The organism is Cytophaga aurantiaca DSM 3654 (genome assembly GCF_000379725.1).
In the GTDB taxonomy this organism is placed as follows: Bacteria; Bacteroidota; Bacteroidia; order Cytophagales; family Cytophagaceae; genus Cytophaga; species Cytophaga aurantiaca.
This window is the reverse complement of sequence record NZ_KB903662.1, coordinates 139,110-158,518: the sequence shown is the minus strand read 5'-3', so window position 1 is coordinate 158,518 and position 19,409 is coordinate 139,110. Positions and strand designations below refer to the sequence as shown.

The window sequence follows — 19,409 nt, the reverse complement described above, 5'->3', positions numbered from 1 at the left end:
TGAGTTATGAATTATGAATTATGAATTATGATAATTATGATAATTATTTTTTTTGAATGTTATTCTTTATTCAACAAGTCGTTGGACCACTGAAAAAAGTGGTCCAACGACTATGCAATATTAACTGTCACTTACACGAACTATATCCTACGAAAAAACTTTAAGCATTCAGCTTTAGGCCCTACGCTTCTTCCTCAAAAACAACACTCTTCGATTTTCTTAAAAAACGTACCAACAGCACTATCGAAGCGAATACTAGTCCGACCGTTAAGCCAACCCAGATACCGTAAACTTCCCAGCCGACAACAAATGCTAAAAACCAACCCAACGGCAAACCCAATACCCAATACGCTGTAAAAGCAACGCTTGACGGAATCACCACATCCCCCATACCGCGCAGCGAACCCATGCTCACCACCTGCACACCATCCGATAATTGGAAGAAGGCAACCATCCACAACAGCAAACCTGCGATGTGGATCACTTCCAGATCACCGGTGTAAAACGAAGGTAAGACTTTATGCAGCAAGGCAAACATCACTGCCGTTGTACTCATAAAAGCAACCGCCAAAATAATAGCCGTTCTTCCGGCAAGCTGCAGTTCTGTTTTTTCTTTTCTTCCGTATTCAAAACCTACACGTACCGTTGCAGCTGCGGCAATACCTGTCGCGATCATATACGTTACCGAAGCAAGATTCAATGCGATCTGATGCGCAGAAATTTGTGCCGTACCAAAGGTGCCGACAAAAATAGCAGCCAGGCTGAACGCTCCGGCTTCAAACGACATCTGCAAACCAACAGGATAACTTTTCTTAAATACTTCAACAAGCTGTTCCCATTCAATCTTTATTTGTTTGTATGCACTGCGGTAGTGCGCATAATCTTTATTAAATAAAAAGAATAACAACATCGTTACTGCCATAAATACACGAGCAATAAGCGTTGCATAGGCAATACCATTCAATCCCAATTTTGGCAGACCATACCAGCCATACACCAATACCAGGATGAGTATAATATTCACAACATTCCCCAGAATACTCACCACCATTGCTTGTCTGGTATTGCCAAGTCCTTCGATGAATTGTTTGAATACCTGAAAAATAATAACCGGAACAAGTGATAAGGCAATGATCGCAAAGAATTCAATGGCAGGCTGTACAATGTGTGCAGGCTGTTTGAGATATGGAATGGCATAAATACAGGAACATAAAATTGCGGTCAAAAATAAACCGACTACGATATTTAACACCAATGCATGTTTTAAGATACGAGCAATTTTTAATTCGTCTCCCTCTCCATCTGCCTGTGAAATAAGTGGTGTAAAGCCATAGCTAAAACCCATGTACAGCATGAAGATCGGATAAAAGGCACTCAATGCAACCGTCGCTGCAGCCAGGGCATCTTTATCGATCTGTCCGGCCATAAGCGTATCGACTACGCCCACAGAGATATGTCCCAATTGACTTAATGCAACGGGACCAGCTAAAACCAATGTTTCTTTAATGTGTTTTTTATTCAGCACGCAGGTATCTGTTCTAAAATTAATCTTTCAGCAAGTCGTTCATGAACAACAAGGAAAGTGAGATACCTGTAAAGGCTACTGAAAGCAGTACATATTCAACACCTGATAAGTCTACGGTTATAGACATGATCTGTATACAAATAACCAGACAGGTAAAGATCAGAGAAAGCGAATTAAGCATACCGCTTCCGCTTTTCTTTTTACCTTCAATATAAAATGCATACAGCAAATACAAACAGGTAAGCGAGTACAAACCCAACAAGGTTCTGTATATATAAAAATTACCAAGGCTAAACATTTGAATAAGGATCGATGCAATGATCAATCCGATGACAGCAATATTAATTTCTTTTCTCACGGTTATTTTTTATAAACTACGGTTCTTATAAAGGTAGTAAGTTCTTCGGCCATTTTTGTATGTGTTGCCAAAGAAGGGTGATAATCTTCTCCATACGGAGCGGATTGAGGTGTAAAGAAAAACGTATAGACTCGCTTGTCTCCCATTGCATAAAAGTGTTCCTGCACTTTTATTATGCTTGCCTGAATCCTCGTCCAGCACTTTTTCCCTGCCGGAAAATTATTATTTAACATCGGACCATTGACACAAATAATCTTCGAATCCGGATACAAATTTATAATCTTGGATACAAATTTTATGTATGTCTTAACGAAAACAGCATCATTTAAATGTTCGTTCCTTGATTCACCAAAATAATCATTCGTTCCCAGATTAATAACAATTAAACTGGTAGCTGTTTCTCTTACCGGATCGCCTTCCCAAATTGCACTTACACTGTCTTGCAAGTGAATACGATCATAGATCTTAGGCATGGTTTCATTCGTATCGCTATCAAAATTTCGATACATTCCTTTTCCTGAAAATGATACAAGCATGGGAATTGCCCTCAGGTTTCGCGCAGTTTGCATGGCATAAGACATGTATGCATTTTCATTTTCAGAATGAAATCCGGTAAGTGGGGTTCCATTAGGCGGTGGTGCAATAGAAAGCATGTTCCCATACCCACACGTAATTGAATTACCTATAAACTGAATAATCGTATTTTTATCATAATACTCTTTCCCCCAATAAGTAACCATCGGACGAAATTCCATGCCACTTTCCTTTTCCGGTATTTCAAATCCATAGCAATTAACTCGTCCAATATGGCTTTCAGTAATTTTAACCAAAGTAATCGTCCACGTATTTGATTTGGTAGACGGCAGATCCAGCGCATATGAATGTTTGCCGGGCTTTAAAGAGAATTTTGTATGGCACGAATCATTAACAAGAACTAATAACCAGTTTAGATTTGGATTTGTGGGTTCTGACAGGCTTTCAATAAGAACTGAAACATCCGGTGTGCTGGTACCAAATGTGATACTCGACCCTGAGTTTGAAAACGAAACATAATCGTCTTTGTATTCATATCTTCCATACACATAATGATTTCTTCCTGAAAACATTATAAATTTTTTCTCCTCCGAAGAGCAGTATCGATAAGCCATAGCAGTACATAACAGTACGATGACCGGTATTGATAAAAAGTAATAAACGGATTTCATATTCAAATATACTTAAAATCGTGGTCAGTATAGTTAACCTGTCCAGTGTTGGGGCGATACCCCAAGCTAGTTTATTAAAGCCTTACAGGCTTATTCGTTTCATGTCGAATGTTCAGGCTGTAAGCCTGACATATTTAAACTTGGGGCATCGCCCCAAGATAAGAAAGCTATTCTATCCGTTTGAGATTTGTTTTTTATTATTTGGAATTTCATACCAGTCATTTGGAATTTAACGCAGCTTTCCTGCGTTTCAATTCCTTCTCAATAAAAGATAACTCACGTGTTGTTTCACCCGTGATGGATTTATTTTCTTCTGCTCTTCGGAACAGATACGGCATTACTTCACGCAGCGGTCCGTAGGGTAAATACTTCGAAACTTTATAACCTGCATGTGCCAGGTTGTAGCTTAAGAAATCGCCCATCCCATATAGCTGTGCAAAGCCCGAGATCTGCATGTCTTTCGGATCCATTTCGCGAACGGCTTTTTCAATACTGAACTGATTGTGTGTAGCGACGCAAGTTGCAATGTCTTCGTGCAAACAAAACGATACGGCTTCGTTGTACATCGCATCGGTATTTTCTTTTGTATCATGAATCGGCGATGGATAATTTAATGTCTTTGCACGCTCTCGTTCTTTTTCCATATAGGCACCGCGCACCAGTTTAAAGCCTGTGAAATAGCCATCGCGCTGCGCATCTGCATACATCTTCTTCAAGCGTTCCAAACCATCTTTGCGATACAATTGAATCGTAAAAAAAAGAATCGGTTTCTGTGTATTAAAACGTTTCATAAATTCAATACACAACTCATCGATTGCAGTCTGTATCCACGTTTCTTCTGCATCTACCATAAGGCGAACATTGTGCGTTTCGGCTTCAAAACACAAACGGGTTACACGCTCTTTCACGCGACCAAATTCTTTCTTCTCTTCAGAAGAAAGTTCATCGCCGCGCTGGATCTTTTCAAGCAAGGCAAAACGTGCAATTCCGGTCATTTTAAAGACCGAAAAAGACACCATCGGCAAGCCAGCTGCCAGTTCAATTCCTTTCAGTAACTCTTTGACTGTCTGATTAAAAGATACTTCATCTTCCTTGCCTTCCACGCTGTAATCCGGTATCGAAAAAATGCCTTTTTCATGAAGCTTATCCATCGTTGTACCACATTCCCAATAGGTTTCGCCTCCGCAAAACTGGTTAAAGAGCGTTTTTCGGACAATATTTTTGATGGGAAAATGGTACTTTAATGCGAATTTTAGGAAAGAAACACTTATATTTGTCATCTTGCTCCAAGCCATTGTGCGGAAAAGAAACCTCATGTGTTTCAATTCTTTCGTTGATTTTGAAGCAAATGCGATAGCAGTATCGCTGAAATTAATAGAGTGTAAGGTTTTCATCTTACAATATAGAACGGAAAGCAATCTGTTTTTGTTAGGAAGATGATAAAAGCGTAGAATATGAAAGTAGAATTAAACGTAAATCCGATTGAATCTTGGGCAAAAACTAACCACAAGCCTTTGATCATCGCAGGCCCTTGTAGCGCCGAAACACCTGAGCAGTTGATGTCAACAGCTAAGCTTTTAAAAGACTTAGGTAAAGTTGATGTATTACGTGCCGGTATCTGGAAACCAAGAACAAGACCAAACGCTTTTGAAGGATCAGGAGAAGAAGGTTTGAAATGGTTGGCAGAAGTTAAAAAAGAACTAGGTATCCAGATCGGTACTGAAGTTGCGAACCCGGAACACATTGAACTAGCGTTGAAATATGGCGTTGACGTTCTATGGGTAGGTGCTCGTACAACAGTGAGTCCATTTGCTATTCAAGAGATGGCAGATGCTATGCAAGGCGTTAAAGACAAAGCTGTATTAATTAAAAACCCTACGCACCCTGAGCTTGGCTTATGGATCGGTGCATTTGAGCGTTTCTATCGCGCAGGTGTTCGTGATCTTGCTGCTATCCACCGTGGTTTCTCTACGATCGATAAATCTAAGTTCCGTAACGTACCTACCTGGTCTATTCCAATTGAATTAAAACGTATCGCTCCTCAAATTCCAATCATCTGTGATCCAAGTCACATCGGTGGTAAGAGAGATTTGATATTTGAAATATCTCAAAAAGCAATGGATCTTGGTTTTGATGGTTTGATGATTGAAACACACATCGATCCGGACAAAGCATGGTCTGATGCAGACCAACAAGTAACTCCTGAACGTTTAGGCGAAATCTTAAACGATCTTAAGATCCGTACGCAGTCTACAACAAATGTTGACTTCAACGATCACTTAGAAGAGTTGCGTGAGAAAATTGACAACATTGACCGTGAATTAGTGGAAACACTTGCTACACGTATGGCTGTTGTTGAGAAGATCGGCGAATACAAAAGAGACAACAACGTTACTACACTTCAAGTGAAACGTTGGGATGATATTATGAAAAACCGTTCTGAGTTAGCGAAGAAATTAGGTATCAATGAAGAATTCGTTGTTGACGTATTCAAATTGGTTCACGAAGAATCTATCCGCAGACAAACAGAAATTATGAAAGCGGTTGAATCAAAAGCATAATTTGATTCTTAATACATTCACAATCATACAATACCCAAACCCTCAGCTATACGTTGGGGGTTTGGATTTTAAAGCGACTGCTGAATATGGCTTCTGAAATACTTTTTACAACCAATACAAAACAAACGCTGCAGCCTTTCCTTGGAAAGTACTCAACGGTGTGTGTGTTGGTGGACGAGAATACAAAAAAACATTGCCTTCCGCTTATCGCTGACCTATTCTCAACAGAGCATATCATTGAGATTAACAGCGGTGAAAAAGAAAAAACATTAGAGACGTGCTCTGCAATATGGTCACAGATGACTGAGCTTGCGCTGGATCGCAAAGCATTGCTTGTAAATCTTGGCGGTGGTGTAATTGGTGACATGGGTGGCTTCTGTGCGTCTACGTATAAAAGAGGAATCGATTTCATACAAATCCCTACAACCTTATTATCGCAAGTTGATGCAAGTGTTGGCGGCAAGCTGGGGATCGACTTTACCGATGCACACGAAAACGTTTTCAAAAATCACATTGGTGTATTTAATGTACCCCTTGCAGTAATTATTGATCCAACGTTTTTGAATACGCTTGATGAAAAAGAATTGCGTTCGGGTTATGCAGAGATCATCAAACATTGTCTGATTGCTGATAAAGCAAAATGGAATGAAATAAAAACGGTAACCGATCTGACACAATTAGATTGGATGGCCTTGGCAAAACATTCTGTAGCGATCAAAGAAAAAATTACCATTGAAGATCCGTTAGAAAAAGGTCTTCGAAAAATATTAAACTTCGGACATACCGTAGGACATGCCATCGAAAGTCATTTCTTATTTATTCCACACAAACGTCTGCTACACGGCGAAGCCATTGCTGCCGGTATGATCTGCGAATCCTGGTTGTCTGTACAAAAAGGATTTATTACTGAAGCAGAACACAAAGAAATCGAAAATTATATTCTTTCGATTTACGGACATACACACATCTTGTTTACAGAGATCGATCTGATTGTTCCGCTTACATTACAAGACAAGAAAAACGAAAGCGGTGCCATACAATTTTCTTTATTAGAAAAAGTTGGCACAGCAAATTTCAATATATCCTTAACCAAAGAAGAGATCACCGCATCTTTACACTATTATGCAAGCCTCTGATACAACTGCACAAGCATTTCATCTGACACATACCTCGGGTATTATTAATCATACCATCACACCTCCTGCTTCTAAAAGCGAGAGCAATCGTGTGTTGGTAATTGATGCACTTACCGGAAGAAAATCTCAGTTAGATAATTTATCCAACGCGCGCGATACACAAACGATGATCCGTTTACTAGACTCTGATAGCAATCCGGTTTGGGATGTATTGGATGCCGGTACAACAATGCGTTTCTTAACAGCCTTCAGTTCATTCAACGGTAAGCCTCGTGAAATGACAGGTTCACCACGCATGAAAGAACGTCCGATTAAATTATTGGTTGATGCCTTGCGTGAATTGGGTGCAGTGATTGAATACAAAGAAAAAGACGGCTACCCTCCTATCTTGATTCATCCATTCAAACCCGAATTAGCAAAAACAGATTACATCAAGATCAAAGGGGATGTGAGTTCTCAATACATCACCGCGTTGTTGATGATTGCGCCTGTGCTGCCTAAAGGTTTAACGATCGAATTGTTAGGGCACGTAGGTTCGAAGCCTTATATTGAAATGACGTTACGTTTGATGGAACGCTTCGGTGTAACATCGGAATGGAAAGACAACATTATTAAAATTTCACATCAGACATATAAACCTGCACAGTATACCGTTGAATCGGATTGGTCTGGTTCAAGCTACTGGTTCAGCATTGCAGCGCTTGCAAAAGAAGCTACAATTGAATTAAAAGGCTACGTAAAAGAGTCACTTCAGGGTGATCACGTGATCGTTGACATCATGGACCAATTGGGTGTAAAAACTGAATTCACTTCAGACGGGTTAAAATTAACCAAGCAGCCTGTTAAAGGAAATCTTGTTTGGGATTTTACCGACTGTCCGGACTTGGCACAAACGGTTGCTGTAATCCTTGCTGCCAAAGGCGTGGAAGGAACATTAAGCGGTTTACAAAGCTTACGTATCAAAGAAACAGATCGTATTGCTGCAATCCAAAATGAGCTACGCAAGTTTGGTGCAGACATGATCGAGATCGAAAAAGACATTACATACAAAGTTGTTCCGGGAACATTTAAGGTAGACGGACAATCGGTACATACCTACGAAGATCACCGCATGGCAATGGCGTTCGCGCCGCTTGCTTTATTAGGTAAAGTAACAATCGAAGAACCATCTGTAGTCAATAAATCGTATCCGTTGTATTGGGAAGATTTGAAAAAGGTAGGATTTGTATTCTAATTCTAACGGTAGAGACGCAATTTATTGCGTCTTATAATTGATCCCATATTCAGACGCAATTTATTACGTCTTGAATAATCATTGAATTCATTCCAGACGCAATAAATTGCGTCTCTACGAAATGCTCCTCGCAGAAATGTAAGGAGCATTTTTATTTTAGATCATAAAGTTTATACAAAATTATAACCAGTCATTATATCCCACAAAGGATTGACCGCGGAGCGCTTTACCACGTATAAGCTGAACTGTTTTAAAATACATACTAAACTCTACATTATTTTTATCCTTTACATAAACGTTTCTTTGAAAGGGACTTTGTGGATGCTTCTTGCTAAAACGATACGCTTTTATAGCCGCATTTAATTCAGCTATATCAACAGCCTTATAGGTATTGGTAATTACTTCAATGGTAACTACCCGCCCTTCCGGATCAACAATTAAAGCAATAGAAAGCTGACCAAGACTATCCCTCAAATGAAACTTATCGCTTATATAATCCGAAATTCTTCCGTATTTTTTATTGTGACCCCTAGATGCATTCAAATCACCTAAAGAATTAAATCTTGGATCTGTAGAAGTAAATCTATGCAGCGAGTCAATAACATTTTGAATTCCGAATTTTCTCATGTTAAACTCTTTAACATAACATTCCATATTTTCTATGAACATTGTGTCAGAAAATGAAATCTGAATTTTTATATACTCTGTATGATTATTACTCGAATACATATCCCCTTTCGTTCTTGTTTTGAAATACGTTACACCATTATTCATTGGTGGTTCTTCTCTCTGATAGGTAGAAGTATAGGTATCTAACTTATCAAAATAAATTTTTACAGAATCTTTTGATTTGATTTTTACATATAAATCATACGCTTCTGAAGCAAAAACGGTATCATAAGGAATTGTAATTGTATACCTTTCCCGAACAATAATACGTTCTGCTTTTAATGCAAATGCTGCTGAAAGAACGAATACGAATAAAAGAATAATCCGGCGCATAATTTCTATATTTTCTATATGCTATATACCTAAATATCTTTTGAAGTAACATCGATTTATACTAATATTATACAATATCTGTAATTTTATGAAAATCATTCTTCTGCCTATTTTCGCCTGTACGCTTTTATTTAGCAGCGCAATTTTCTCTGATCAGCGCGCAACTGAAAAACAAGTTCCGCTCAAATTTTATATTGAACAGAATGGAATCCGACAGACAATAACAAATAATGAAGTTACACTGGATAAAAAAACATTTAACATTGTCTTCGTACTCAAGAAACCCGATGGTGTTCTAGTCAGTTCATCCTTTAATAAAATAACGTATGAAAAAGCGTTAAAGAAAGAAGCCTTATCGAAGCTTCCATGCTACCAAAATACAGGAATGGCAGAAGGTCTTTTTAATAAAGACAATGAAGTTATGATCAGTGATGAAGCTCCGTCCTATTGGTTTTATGATACGGATAAAGAACATCGCTTTAATACAATTATTAAATCCAGAGATAGTTTAGTATGTACACGAACAATTAAACAGGTTTATATTATAGATAAACAAGAGCCTATTTTAATCGAAAAAATAACGAAGCCATTATATTTTGTTTTCATAAATCTTTCTGACCCAAACGCCCATGAACCGGAAGAACGTGAAATGATCAAAATAAACTGGAAGTAATCTCAATCATTTATTATTATGAACATAGACAACGCAGTTATCTTCAACTACGCGCTTACCATTCGCGAACAACATCTGGATACATTCGGGCATGTAAACAATGCTACGTATTTAACCTTGTTTGAAGAAGCACGTTGGGAGCTGATCACACAAAATGGTTATGGATTATCTTATATCCGTGAAACAGGACTAGGTCCAACCATTCTGGAGATCAATATTAAATTCTTAAAAGAACTTCGTCTGCGCCAGGAGATCGTTATTGAATCGCGTATGATTTCTTATGAAGGAAAAATAGGAAAGATCGAACAGAAGATGCTTCGCAACGTCGAGGAATGCTGCATTGCTGAATTTACTGTAGCATTGTTTAGTGTAAAAGAACGCAAACTTGTATTACCCACTCCCGAATGGCTTAAAGCAATCGGTTTATAATTATTAACTATACCATGCCACAACAAGACGACCTATACGATATTCTCTTCGACGAGATCAAAAAAGACCGAGATGTAAAAGACAAAGCTCCCTTGCTCGGAGATCTGTTTATCATCAATGAAGAAGCGGAAACAAAAGCAAAGAAGATAGCCGCGTACGACCGCTTAATAAAATACTTTTCGCATCGCACCAAATGGGATGAAGAGATCATTCAGTACTTGAGTAATCGATATGCTGCAATTAAGTAGTAAGTAAACTTAGTTTCGAGTTTCTAGGTGCTAGCTTCTAGACGTGAAATTTTTCCTCGCTGTTGTTGGTGTTTCCGCCAGTACGAATAATAGTATAGAAAACAAAGGGTAACGCGGACCACCAACAACCAATAATCTCAATAGTTACATACTTCTTAGAACATAAAATATATTCTATGTCTACCCTTCACACATACAAATCAAAAATCACCTGGACGGGCAATACAGGAACAGGTACTGCAGATTATAAAACGTATGAACGCAGTCATATTATTTCAATACAAAACAAAGCAGACATACAAGCTACGTCTGATCCTGCATTCAGAGGTGATAAAACAAAACACAATCCGGAAGATTTATTTTTATCTGCTCTTTCTTCCTGCCATATGTTGTGGTATTTACACTTATGTACAACAGCCGGCATAAACGTTTTATCCTACGAAGATAATCCCGTCGGTATTATGGAAGAGTCTTATAACGGGAGCGGAAAGTTCACAGAAGTAACGTTACACCCTGCAGTACTGATTACAGATACAACACAGATCGACAAAGCAAATGCCTTACATCACGAAGCAAATAAAATGTGTTTCATTGCAAACTCCTGCAATTTTGAAGTGAAGCATCAACCGAGCTGTACAAGTAATGGGTAATACGTTTTAAGTATTATGTTTTAAGAATGCGCTAAGTAAAATGCATTCGTTGTTACAACATTCGGTTTTGTTAACATAAGTTAATATTCAGTCGATTAAAGTTTTTTATTGCATTCAAGTAATTCGTTTTTATTTCATTCATCTTATCTTGCACTATTGAGGTTTGATCAACTTCTTTACAAGAATTATTTTTCATTGCTTTTTTAGATTAACAAAATTCATGATTCTCCAGCCAGTAATTCAGGAAAAAACACACATACAATCTTTACCGTTTGGCAATGCACAAACGATTATTTTTACGAATACGAAAGAAAAAATTGATAAAAAAGGCAAACCTACTTCAACTACTTTTCAAAAAACCGTTGAAATAATTTCCCTTGGAGAAGTTGCAGGGAGACACAAATACTGTTTCACCTGTCTTGAAGCCGATTTTTCACATATACGCCAGCCGGATCCTTCAATGAGATTACAACTACTCATTTTAGAAGTGTTTGATTTATTGGTTGTAAGTACAAACAAAACAGAAACGCTTATTCAGATTCATAATTTTGGTTATTTGCAAGAAGTATGGAAGAGTCTTCGTACTGAAATTCTACAGGATTATGATGACGCATCGTATCTCATGCTTGTTTATGAAATGGATGTATTGATGCAAAATCATGAAAGCGTCGTTAAGTACTTATCGCTGCCGTCCAATTATGGATTGTACTTTAATGGGTACAAAAATTCCAATTTAGATGAACCAATACATTCTTTTAATGTGGCATATGGCGAAGAACTTTCAAACATGAACGTTGAAGAACAAATAAATATTGAAGTAACTAAAACAAAAACGCAACAGCTTGTAACATTTCAAATCACAGGATCAACAACAGATGAATACATGTACTACAGAGGTAGCTGCGTGTATTTAGACGGACAGCTTGATATTTGTTCCAAAGAAATCAAAACAGAATTTTCAACTTTTAACTATTCAGCAAAATGGGTTGGTTTGAAAAAATCCTTTCTTCAATAGTTTCCCTTTTGATGTTCTCAGATACGAAAACAAAACCGGTTGGTAATGCATATGCTCCCGCTGGGCCCGATGCTTTATCTGAAGAAAAAGCAATTGTAGCAGAACAAGCAAAAAAAGTTGAAGCAAAAAAAGAGGCACGTAAATCAGATCAAAAACAAAAGCTTGTTGTAGATGGCGCAAAATTGCAGTGCAAATTATGTAGCAATCAACAAGGATTATTAAAGGTAACATATGATACACCAAGCATACAAGGCAAACTGGCAGCAACAGTGAAAGATAAAGGCAAACCAAATTTACTTTTTGCTGGCACCTGTTCTAAAAGCTTCAATTCCTCTTCGGCATGTGCTTCGGTAATACAGTTAGATAAATGGCAAAATACGGGTAGTCTTAAAATACAAAATGAATCTCCATTATTATATAAAAGTACTATCAAATGCTTGTATGGTGGTGTAGATATTAAAATAACCGATAGCGGACAACGGAATAATTTTGCATACGATCTTCCTACTCAAGTAGAAGAAGATATAGAAGAAAAAGTATCCATTGCGATCAGCGTATTTTTTGATGGAACAGGTAATAATAAAAACAATACCGAAGCCCGTTTGGAATACGACAAGAAAATGCGGCACAAGCCATATAACGATAAGGTCTGGCCTTATGATGCAACGAAGGCGAGCTACTACGAAGCAAGCAGCAATAAGACCAATGACAGCTATGAAAATGATTTATCCAATGTTGCCCGCTTATTTAAGTATTACGAAGAAGACACAACACATGCTACAAACAGACGAGGCTCTGTATATGTTGAAGGTATTGGTACACTTGATTATAAATCAGACGATATATTTCCTGGTGCTGCATTGGGCGAAGGTAAAACAGGGATTCTTGCTAAGGTAGAGAGGGGTTGCAAACAAGCTGCTGAGAAAATCAATTCAATAAATTTAAAGGGGAAAAAAATTCCTAAACTTACCATTGATGTATTTGGTTTTAGTCGAGGCGCTGCCGCGGCCCGCAATTTTATCTATGAAATAAATAAACCTGGCAAACCAGCTTATACATGCTATTACAATACCGGCTATGGAGTAACGGGATCATATGAAGTAGCTGCAGAACCGGCTAATGGCGCATTAGGAAAATACATGCAGAAATACGGTATCGAATTTGAGATATTAGAAATCCGTTTTGCAGGTTTGTTTGACACCGTTTCATCGCATGGTACAAATAAATCAAACGACGTTACAGATTTACATCTTACTGCAGTGAGCCTTTCTAAATCAAGCCTGCACCTAGTTGCTGCGGATGAACATCGGGAGAATTTTCCATTGATCCAGATCCAAAGCGCAGGCATCAAAGGAGTAACCAAATACCTGCCCGGTGCGCATAGCGACATTGGTGGTTGTTATGTTGACAATGCTACCGAATATGTAGATGAATTGGTTGTTGGTGATGAAGATAAACTCAAAGCAGGAAAAAAACAATTGATTGAACAAGGCTGGTACCTACACAGCGAACTGGAAGTACATAATGTAGTTGGCAAATTGTCTGGAACACGCAACTTAAGTAATATGTATAGTTTTATAGCCTTACACGTTATGCGAAATCATGCTTCCCAAAAACCTGTTTATCTACGTTTTAAAGAAGACTTTAAAACGAAATTCGAAATCAAAGGGGATTTTTTAAACAAGGTTTCAACAAGGCTAAATAGTGCTACTGCTTTGGAGTTTTACACACGTGATGAATTGGATAGACAAATAAAAGTAGCACGACCGGATTTTAAACCAAAAACATTTGATACTACTCCGATGCGCTCTGGTTCTCAAGGATATTCTACATCCGTATCACCTAGAATACAACCAACTATACGTATGCCAATGAATGCCGAAGAGTTTAACGATCATCCGGTTTTAAAACAGCGAATTGAGGATCATTACATGTTAGTGGAATTACGGAATAAGTATTTACACTGGTCGGCCAATTACGATGGCATTGGAATGGACCCAAGCATACAATCAGGAAAACGAAGAAGAGTCAACTATCCAGGATAATGAAAAAAACTATTGCATTAACAGGGTTATTTATCTTTTTACAAATAACCATTACTTCATGTCAGACAACAACAATGGAAACAGAAAAATTTGAATGGCTGCCAGGTGTAGGTGCGCCTAAAGGATATCCCGTAGAAATATACAGCGGAGATTTTTATAACGGCAATACCTGGGTTAGTATTCCCAACGGCGGAATTTTAGAAGAAGGCTGGGGCGCAGATGGTATGACCATGGCTGTAGGCGAAGATTTCAAACCTATACCTGAGCGTTTTAAAATCACTTACCTCTCTTTTATAGAGAATCAGTTTTACACAGGCGAGTTCGCATTTCCTCATGATAGTGTAGTTGCATTGTTTAAAGAAGAATTTAACAACAGTCCTTACAATCCTAAGGAATCGTTTCGATCTATTGTTTTAGGATTTGCACCTGGAGGAATGATTGTTATTTGGCTTAGATCATCTGAAAGACAAATTGAAATTGGCAGATATCAGGCAACAAAAACAGATATGGACTGGGAGTTTTTTAATCCACAAGGAGAAGAAGATAGAAATAAATATGTAAATGGTGTATTGGAAAGAAGACCAGAAACATTGAAACACAAAAAAGAAGGTGTTGAATTTGGTTTATGGGATAGCTATCGTATAAAATACAACTGGAGACCTAAGATTGAATTAAAAGAAAACTCACGTTTGCATGAAGTGTTTCTTATCCAATTCAATGCAGAATTCGAACATATAACAAAAGAAAAATTAAGCATAAATGCATTTCTAAAAAGAGCTATTCCGCATGATATTCTTTTTAGATATTACGATGCAGCAGGAAATAAATTCGCCGGCGAATATTTTTTTGATGAAAAAGAAATCTTTAATGCTTATAAAGAGATTTATAAAAATAATCCGGATCAGGAAGTGGAATTTGTGTTTGAATTAAGTGCAGACAAAACAAAATTTATTATTTATCTAAAAAATGCTACTGAACAGATTGAACTATTAAAGTGCAGAGGAAAGATTAACAGATCGAGTGATTAATATTTAATACACAACAATACAGAAAATAAAAAAAGCGGCTCAATTAAGCCGCTCTTTTTTATTATATAAATTTAAATGTACATCTATTCTTTGATCACCCGTTTCATGCTGCTCCCCTGATCGGTAATGACCTCAACGATGTACATTCCCGATGCAGCATCTGCAAGCAATAACGGAAATGATGTATCATTCACATCTCCTAATGCAGTTGAATAGATCTGCTCTCCTAATGTATTGTACACATTTACCGATACATTATTAAACGAGCCATTCATTTTAATGGCAATATCCTGCTTCGTTGGATTCGGACTAATCAGAATAGCGTCTGCTGCCAATTTCCCTACAGTGCCTGTTGCCAATACTCCTGTACCGGAAAGATGTAACACAGTCACTTTGTCTGCATTACCGGAGAAACTAATTGTGCCCTGATTCAAACCAGGCGTTACAGGTTTAAATACAAGTGTAAAACTTGCTTCTTGATTTATATTCAAAGAAGCCGGGATATATCCAACGCCTTCAAAAGGTTCTTGAAAAAGAATCGGATCAAGTGTAAGTACAGCAGTCCCTTCATTCTTGATTGTAAATGCAACTGCATCCTGAGCTCCTATCGTTGTTGAAGAAGAAAACACATACTCTGAACCGTCATTGTAAAGTATTCCATTTTGATAAATTTTTAGCAACGGACCAATTCCTGTCGCGTTTACATTCAACAGGAATGTTTGATTTACAGGATCATTTGTTTGAATAGTAATTGTTCCGGTATTACTACCTACATTCTTCGGAGTAGCAGTAATGGTAAAGGTTGAAGAAGAACCAACTGCAATAGATCCAACAGGACTTAATGCACTCACATCAAATCCTGTTGTAGCTGTTATCGAATTAATTACTAAGGGTGCATCACCTGCATTCCTAAGTGTAATTGTAACTGGAGCTGCAGAAACATTTGTATTCGCCGATCCCAATAAAAGAAACGGATCGTTATCTGAAGATAATTCATCTGTACCCTTTAAAACTTCCAATAAAGATTGTCCGTCTACTTTTCCCTTCACACTTACATTCAAGGTAAACACAGGATGCACAAGATCATTTGACATAATTTTTATTGTTCCGGTATTCAATCCTGCCTGAATCGGAGTTGCCTGAATTGTAAATACAGCACTCGCTCCGGGAGCAAGAGAACCCAAAGCATTCGTTGCATCCACGTCAAATCCCGATGTTCCAGTTATTGAGGTAATTGTTAATGCAATCCCTCCTGAGTTTTTCACTGTGATAAATACTACATCCGCGGATTCATTTATCTTAGCAGCGCCTAATGATATTGCATACGTATTATCTGAAGAAAGAGACGTCGTACCATTTGACACTTCTATATTTGCATGAATATCATTTCGGTTTACATATTGTACTGCTCCTGTTAAAAACACCAGCGGTGCATTCCAATTAATTGCAACTTCATTCAGATCATATCGTTCTTCAACGTCGACGTAAGAATTACCGCCTCCTACAACCCATCCTGGTATAGGATCTGCAATGCCATCGGCACTTGAAATACGGTCGTGTGGATGCATTACTTTTTTACTTCCAAATGAGGTTACATAACAATAACCTGATCCATTTTTACCCAATACAAAATCCAATATATAAATAGCTGAATTTAAATATCTTTGATCTTTCGTTGTTAAATAAGCGCACATATCCATCATACCTGCATTCAAAGCAAATGAATTGTCGCCCCATTCTCCTGAAAAGACAGATGTCAACCCCATACTTGATCGGGCAGGATTCGCAAATGCAAGTAAACTATTTTTTATCGTTGTGGTATCTGCAAAACCAATTGCTGTAAGGTTTTTTCTGTGATGCACCAATGACATCAGTCCTACCGTATTTACCTGATACCATTTCGGAACATATTGACAAAAGTTTTGATAGTTGGTCACATAATACGCATCATTTTTTGTAGATATATATAATTCTACTCCAGCCCATGCACTTTCATTAGACTGACTATTATACACTCCTGTAGATATATCCGAGGGATTGCTAGATCCACCCGAGGCTCCACTTGAATACGCTTTTATTGAAGCTGCTAAACATTGATTTGCATAAGCTGCATCATAAGGAAGATACACTCTATATGCCACAGCCATTACCGCTGCAAAACCATAGGTTGCTCCAGCAGATTTCCCAACCAGATAGCGCTGTGCCTGATCTGCTTCCGGCATTATAAATTCACTGAATGCTGCTGTAGTCTTTTTATCATACACACGGCCATCATATGGGTCCTGCATGGTTAACATCCAATCCAGATTCCATTTAATTTCATTCAGAATATCGGGCATGCCATTGCCGCTTTCCGGAATGTTTAAGTTTAACGTATCGTAGTATGAAGAGAAATGTTCGTATGCTGCTAATAAGGTGTAGGTTGAAATATTCGAATTTACAACATAACAATTGTAATCGCCTGCATCGTACCAACCCTTAGGCGACGATACGATTGTACCTGCAGGTCTACCGGCACTTGCAGCAGATGCATGAATCATCACCTGTGTATCCGGATGACCGGCGGCCCGTGCATACACACCGCCATTTGCAGCAGTTATAGCTGTTGATGCACGCTTGTAATAATATCCTTTCATCGAAGCAGCTGAAAGTTCTTTGAATACTTCTGCATTGATTTTAAATGGAGCAGAGTAACCAACACCGGGTACATACAATACATAATTACCTGGTGTTGTAAACGAACTAAAGTCCGCAATATATGAAGTACCAAATGTGCCCGTATAAAATGTGGTTGCATGATCCAGTGATTGTACGGAGAAATTACTCAGTGTATAATTCCCTACAACAGCAACCTTTTTATCTAAATTCGGATAATACCCAATCTGATTCAAACGTATATCATAATTGATCGTTTGCGTGTATGCACGTACAGACAGGAATGAAATACAGAGTATCAAAAAACAACGGATCAAAAATATTCGACAATGATTTGATGTGGACAATAAAGAGGAATGTAACATGGGTATAAAATATATGTTATTAAAATAACTGAATATAAACGTTTGCAAAAGACTGTTCAAACAATTCCTGAAAGATACGAAAACTACAGCGAATCATAAACTCAATCTTCTTATAAACACAAAAGGAGAAGTTATTCAGCCTCTCCTTTTGTGTTTATAAGATTTTTAATTTACCTCTACTCTTTAATCAGTCGTTTCATGCTGCTTCCCTGATCGGTAATAATTTCGACGATGTACATTCCCGATGCTGCATCTGTCAGCACTATCGGGAAGGAGGTATCATTCGCATTGCCCAATTTATCTGCAGCCACACGTTCGCCCAGAGCATTATATACATTGATAGACACATTACTAAATATACCGTTCATCTTAAGCAATGCATTTCCGTTAGACGGATTCGGACTGATGGTAATTGCTGATGCATCTAATGTACCGGTCGTACCTGTTGCTAATGTTCCTGTTCCGGAAAGATTCAATACAAACGGAGAACCTGCTGCATTATTCGGTAGCGTTACTGTACCTGAGAAAGTGCCTGTAGTGGTTGGTGCAAATACCACAGAGAATGTTGTTGAACTACCCGCTGCTATTGAAGTTGAAGCAGGTGCTGTTAATTGGAACGGACCAGTAATTGCTGCTATACCAAGGGTAAGAGTTGAAGTACCCGTATTGTTTATCGTAAATACAACCGATGTGCTCTGACCTCCCTGTAGAGTTGCAGGAAATGCATACGCTGTTCCGCTGCTTGTATATGCTGTAGCACCCTGACTCACAGCAATTGCTGGAGCAGTACTCGTTCCGGAAAGATTCAATACAAAAGGAGAACCGACAGCATTGTTCGGTAGCGTTACTGTACCTGTGAACGCACCGGCAGCTGTTGGTGCAAATAGTACAGAGAACGTTGTTGAAGCACCGGCTGCTATCGAAGTTGAAGCAGGTGCTGTTAATTGGAACGCACCAGTGAGTGTTGCAGTACCAAGTGTAAGTGTTGCGGTGCCTGTATTTTTTATCGTGAATACAACCGATGCACTTTGACTTCCTTGTACCGTTGCAGGAAACGCATACGCTGTTCCATTACTTGTATACGCTGTTGCTCCCTGACTCACTGCGATTGCAGGAGCAGTGCCCGTGCCGGAGAGATTCAATACAAAAGGAGAACCTGTTGCATTGTTCGGTATTGTTACTGTACCTGTAAACGCACCGGCTGCTGTTGGTGCAAATACTACAGAGAACGTTGTTGAAGCACCGGCTGCTATCGAAGTTGAAGCAGGCGCTGTTAATTG

At 38.3% G+C, this 19,409-nt stretch carries 17 protein-coding genes; 10 read left to right on the top strand and 7 right to left on the bottom strand.

Annotation, left to right across the window (positions count from 1 at the left end; genetic code table 11):
• Positions 1–181: 181 nt before the first annotated feature.
• The 4 genes from A3EE_RS0115245 to A3EE_RS0115230 form a co-directional block, all read right to left on the bottom strand.
• Positions 182–1,525 carry an MATE family efflux transporter gene (locus A3EE_RS0115245; protein WP_018344307.1) on the bottom strand — a complete coding sequence of 448 codons (1,344 nt, stop codon included), beginning with the start codon at positions 1,523–1,525 and terminating at the stop codon, positions 182–184.
• A 19-nt stretch (positions 1,526–1,544) separates the two neighbouring features.
• Positions 1,545–1,883: a hypothetical protein gene (locus tag A3EE_RS0115240; protein ID WP_018344306.1), complete on the bottom strand. Its 339-nt coding sequence runs from the start codon at positions 1,881–1,883 to the stop codon at positions 1,545–1,547.
• A gap of 2 nt (positions 1,884–1,885) precedes the next feature.
• On the bottom strand, positions 1,886–3,088 hold the full coding sequence (locus A3EE_RS0115235; RefSeq protein ID WP_157447051.1) for an SGNH/GDSL hydrolase family protein: 1,203 nt from the start codon (positions 3,086–3,088) through the stop codon (positions 1,886–1,888).
• 218 nt (positions 3,089–3,306) lie between these two features.
• Entirely contained in the window at positions 3,307–4,482 is a 1,176-nt protein-coding gene (locus tag A3EE_RS0115230) for a proline dehydrogenase family protein (protein WP_018344303.1), read from the bottom strand.
• Positions 4,483–4,542: 60 nt separating this feature from the next.
• Between A3EE_RS0115230 and A3EE_RS0115225 the strand changes: the two genes are divergently transcribed.
• The 3 genes from A3EE_RS0115225 (at position 4,543) to A3EE_RS0115215 (ending at position 8,019) form a co-directional block, all read left to right on the top strand.
• Positions 4,543–5,649 (top strand): chorismate mutase, encoded by a 1,107-nt coding sequence (locus tag A3EE_RS0115225; RefSeq protein ID WP_018344302.1) that lies wholly within the window; start codon positions 4,543–4,545, stop codon positions 5,647–5,649.
• An 86-nt stretch (positions 5,650–5,735) separates the two neighbouring features.
• Positions 5,736–6,785, top strand: a complete 1,050-nt coding sequence (gene aroB, locus A3EE_RS0115220; protein ID WP_018344301.1) for a 3-dehydroquinate synthase — start codon at positions 5,736–5,738, stop codon at positions 6,783–6,785.
• Positions 6,772–8,019: a 3-phosphoshikimate 1-carboxyvinyltransferase gene (locus tag A3EE_RS0115215; protein WP_018344300.1), complete on the top strand. Its 1,248-nt coding sequence runs from the start codon at positions 6,772–6,774 to the stop codon at positions 8,017–8,019. The genes aroB and A3EE_RS0115215 overlap by 14 nt, the downstream gene beginning before the upstream one ends.
• Before the next feature lie 180 nt (positions 8,020–8,199).
• Here the strand turns inward: A3EE_RS0115215 and A3EE_RS0115210 are convergent, their stop codons facing one another.
• On the bottom strand, positions 8,200–9,021 hold the full coding sequence (locus tag A3EE_RS0115210) for a hypothetical protein (protein ID WP_018344299.1): 822 nt from the start codon (positions 9,019–9,021) through the stop codon (positions 8,200–8,202).
• A gap of 88 nt (positions 9,022–9,109) precedes the next feature.
• On the opposite strand from A3EE_RS0115210, the gene A3EE_RS21500 reads away from it, so the two are divergent.
• From A3EE_RS21500 to A3EE_RS0115175, 7 genes are all read left to right on the top strand, one after another.
• On the top strand, positions 9,110–9,694 hold the full coding sequence (locus tag A3EE_RS21500; RefSeq protein ID WP_018344298.1) for a hypothetical protein: 585 nt from the start codon (positions 9,110–9,112) through the stop codon (positions 9,692–9,694).
• Positions 9,695–9,712: 18 nt separating this feature from the next.
• Positions 9,713–10,123 carry an acyl-CoA thioesterase gene (locus A3EE_RS0115200; RefSeq protein ID WP_018344297.1) on the top strand — a complete coding sequence of 137 codons (411 nt, stop codon included), beginning with the start codon at positions 9,713–9,715 and terminating at the stop codon, positions 10,121–10,123.
• A gap of 14 nt (positions 10,124–10,137) precedes the next feature.
• A complete protein-coding gene (locus A3EE_RS0115195; RefSeq protein ID WP_018344296.1) occupies positions 10,138–10,371 on the top strand; it encodes a hypothetical protein in 234 nt (77 codons plus the stop codon).
• 176 nt (positions 10,372–10,547) lie between these two features.
• On the top strand, positions 10,548–11,021 hold the full coding sequence (locus tag A3EE_RS0115190) for an OsmC family protein (RefSeq protein ID WP_018344295.1): 474 nt from the start codon (positions 10,548–10,550) through the stop codon (positions 11,019–11,021).
• 220 nt (positions 11,022–11,241) lie between these two features.
• A complete protein-coding gene (locus tag A3EE_RS0115185) occupies positions 11,242–12,036 on the top strand; it encodes a hypothetical protein (RefSeq protein ID WP_018344294.1) in 795 nt (264 codons plus the stop codon).
• Positions 12,003–14,081, top strand: a complete 2,079-nt coding sequence (locus A3EE_RS0115180) for a PAAR-like protein (RefSeq protein ID WP_018344293.1) — start codon at positions 12,003–12,005, stop codon at positions 14,079–14,081. The genes A3EE_RS0115185 and A3EE_RS0115180 overlap by 34 nt, the downstream gene beginning before the upstream one ends.
• Positions 14,081–15,109: a DUF2931 family protein gene (locus A3EE_RS0115175; RefSeq protein WP_033418154.1), complete on the top strand. Its 1,029-nt coding sequence runs from the start codon at positions 14,081–14,083 to the stop codon at positions 15,107–15,109. The genes A3EE_RS0115180 and A3EE_RS0115175 overlap by 1 nt, the downstream gene beginning before the upstream one ends.
• 83 nt (positions 15,110–15,192) lie before the next feature.
• Here the strand turns inward: A3EE_RS0115175 and A3EE_RS21495 are convergent, their stop codons facing one another.
• The gene (locus A3EE_RS21495; protein WP_018344291.1) at positions 15,193–18,066 is read right to left on the bottom strand and encodes a glycoside hydrolase family 9 protein; all 2,874 of its coding nucleotides are present in this window, start codon (positions 18,064–18,066) and stop codon (positions 15,193–15,195) included.
• Between the two features lie 239 nt (positions 18,067–18,305).
• On the bottom strand, positions 18,306–19,409 hold a 1,104-nt coding region (locus A3EE_RS21995; protein WP_018344290.1), incomplete at its 5' end, for a choice-of-anchor D domain-containing protein.

What these genes read in the sequence shown, in the direction of transcription:
- A3EE_RS0115230 (WP_018344303.1), bottom strand. Translation starts at nt 4,482, where the DNA reads ATGAAAACCTTACACTCTATTAATTTCAGCGATACTGCTATCGCATTT.
- A3EE_RS0115225 (WP_018344302.1), top strand. Translation starts at nt 4,543, where the DNA reads ATGAAAGTAGAATTAAACGTAAATCCGATTGAATCTTGGGCAAAAACT.
- A3EE_RS0115195 (WP_018344296.1), top strand. Translation starts at nt 10,138, where the DNA reads ATGCCACAACAAGACGACCTATACGATATTCTCTTCGACGAGATCAAA.
- A3EE_RS0115185 (WP_018344294.1), top strand. Translation starts at nt 11,242, where the DNA reads ATGATTCTCCAGCCAGTAATTCAGGAAAAAACACACATACAATCTTTA.
- A3EE_RS0115180 (WP_018344293.1), top strand. Translation starts at nt 12,003, where the DNA reads ATGGGTTGGTTTGAAAAAATCCTTTCTTCAATAGTTTCCCTTTTGATG.
- A3EE_RS0115215 (WP_018344300.1), top strand. Translation starts at nt 6,772, where the DNA reads ATGCAAGCCTCTGATACAACTGCACAAGCATTTCATCTGACACATACC.
- aroB (WP_018344301.1), top strand. Translation starts at nt 5,736, where the DNA reads ATGGCTTCTGAAATACTTTTTACAACCAATACAAAACAAACGCTGCAG.
- A3EE_RS0115190 (WP_018344295.1), top strand. Translation starts at nt 10,548, where the DNA reads ATGTCTACCCTTCACACATACAAATCAAAAATCACCTGGACGGGCAAT.
- A3EE_RS0115235 (WP_157447051.1), bottom strand. Translation starts at nt 3,088, where the DNA reads ATGAAATCCGTTTATTACTTTTTATCAATACCGGTCATCGTACTGTTA.
- A3EE_RS21500 (WP_018344298.1), top strand. Translation starts at nt 9,110, where the DNA reads ATGAAAATCATTCTTCTGCCTATTTTCGCCTGTACGCTTTTATTTAGC.
- A3EE_RS0115200 (WP_018344297.1), top strand. Translation starts at nt 9,713, where the DNA reads ATGAACATAGACAACGCAGTTATCTTCAACTACGCGCTTACCATTCGC.
- A3EE_RS0115210 (WP_018344299.1), bottom strand. Translation starts at nt 9,021, where the DNA reads ATGCGCCGGATTATTCTTTTATTCGTATTCGTTCTTTCAGCAGCATTT.
- A3EE_RS0115175 (WP_033418154.1), top strand. Translation starts at nt 14,081, where the DNA reads ATGAAAAAAACTATTGCATTAACAGGGTTATTTATCTTTTTACAAATA.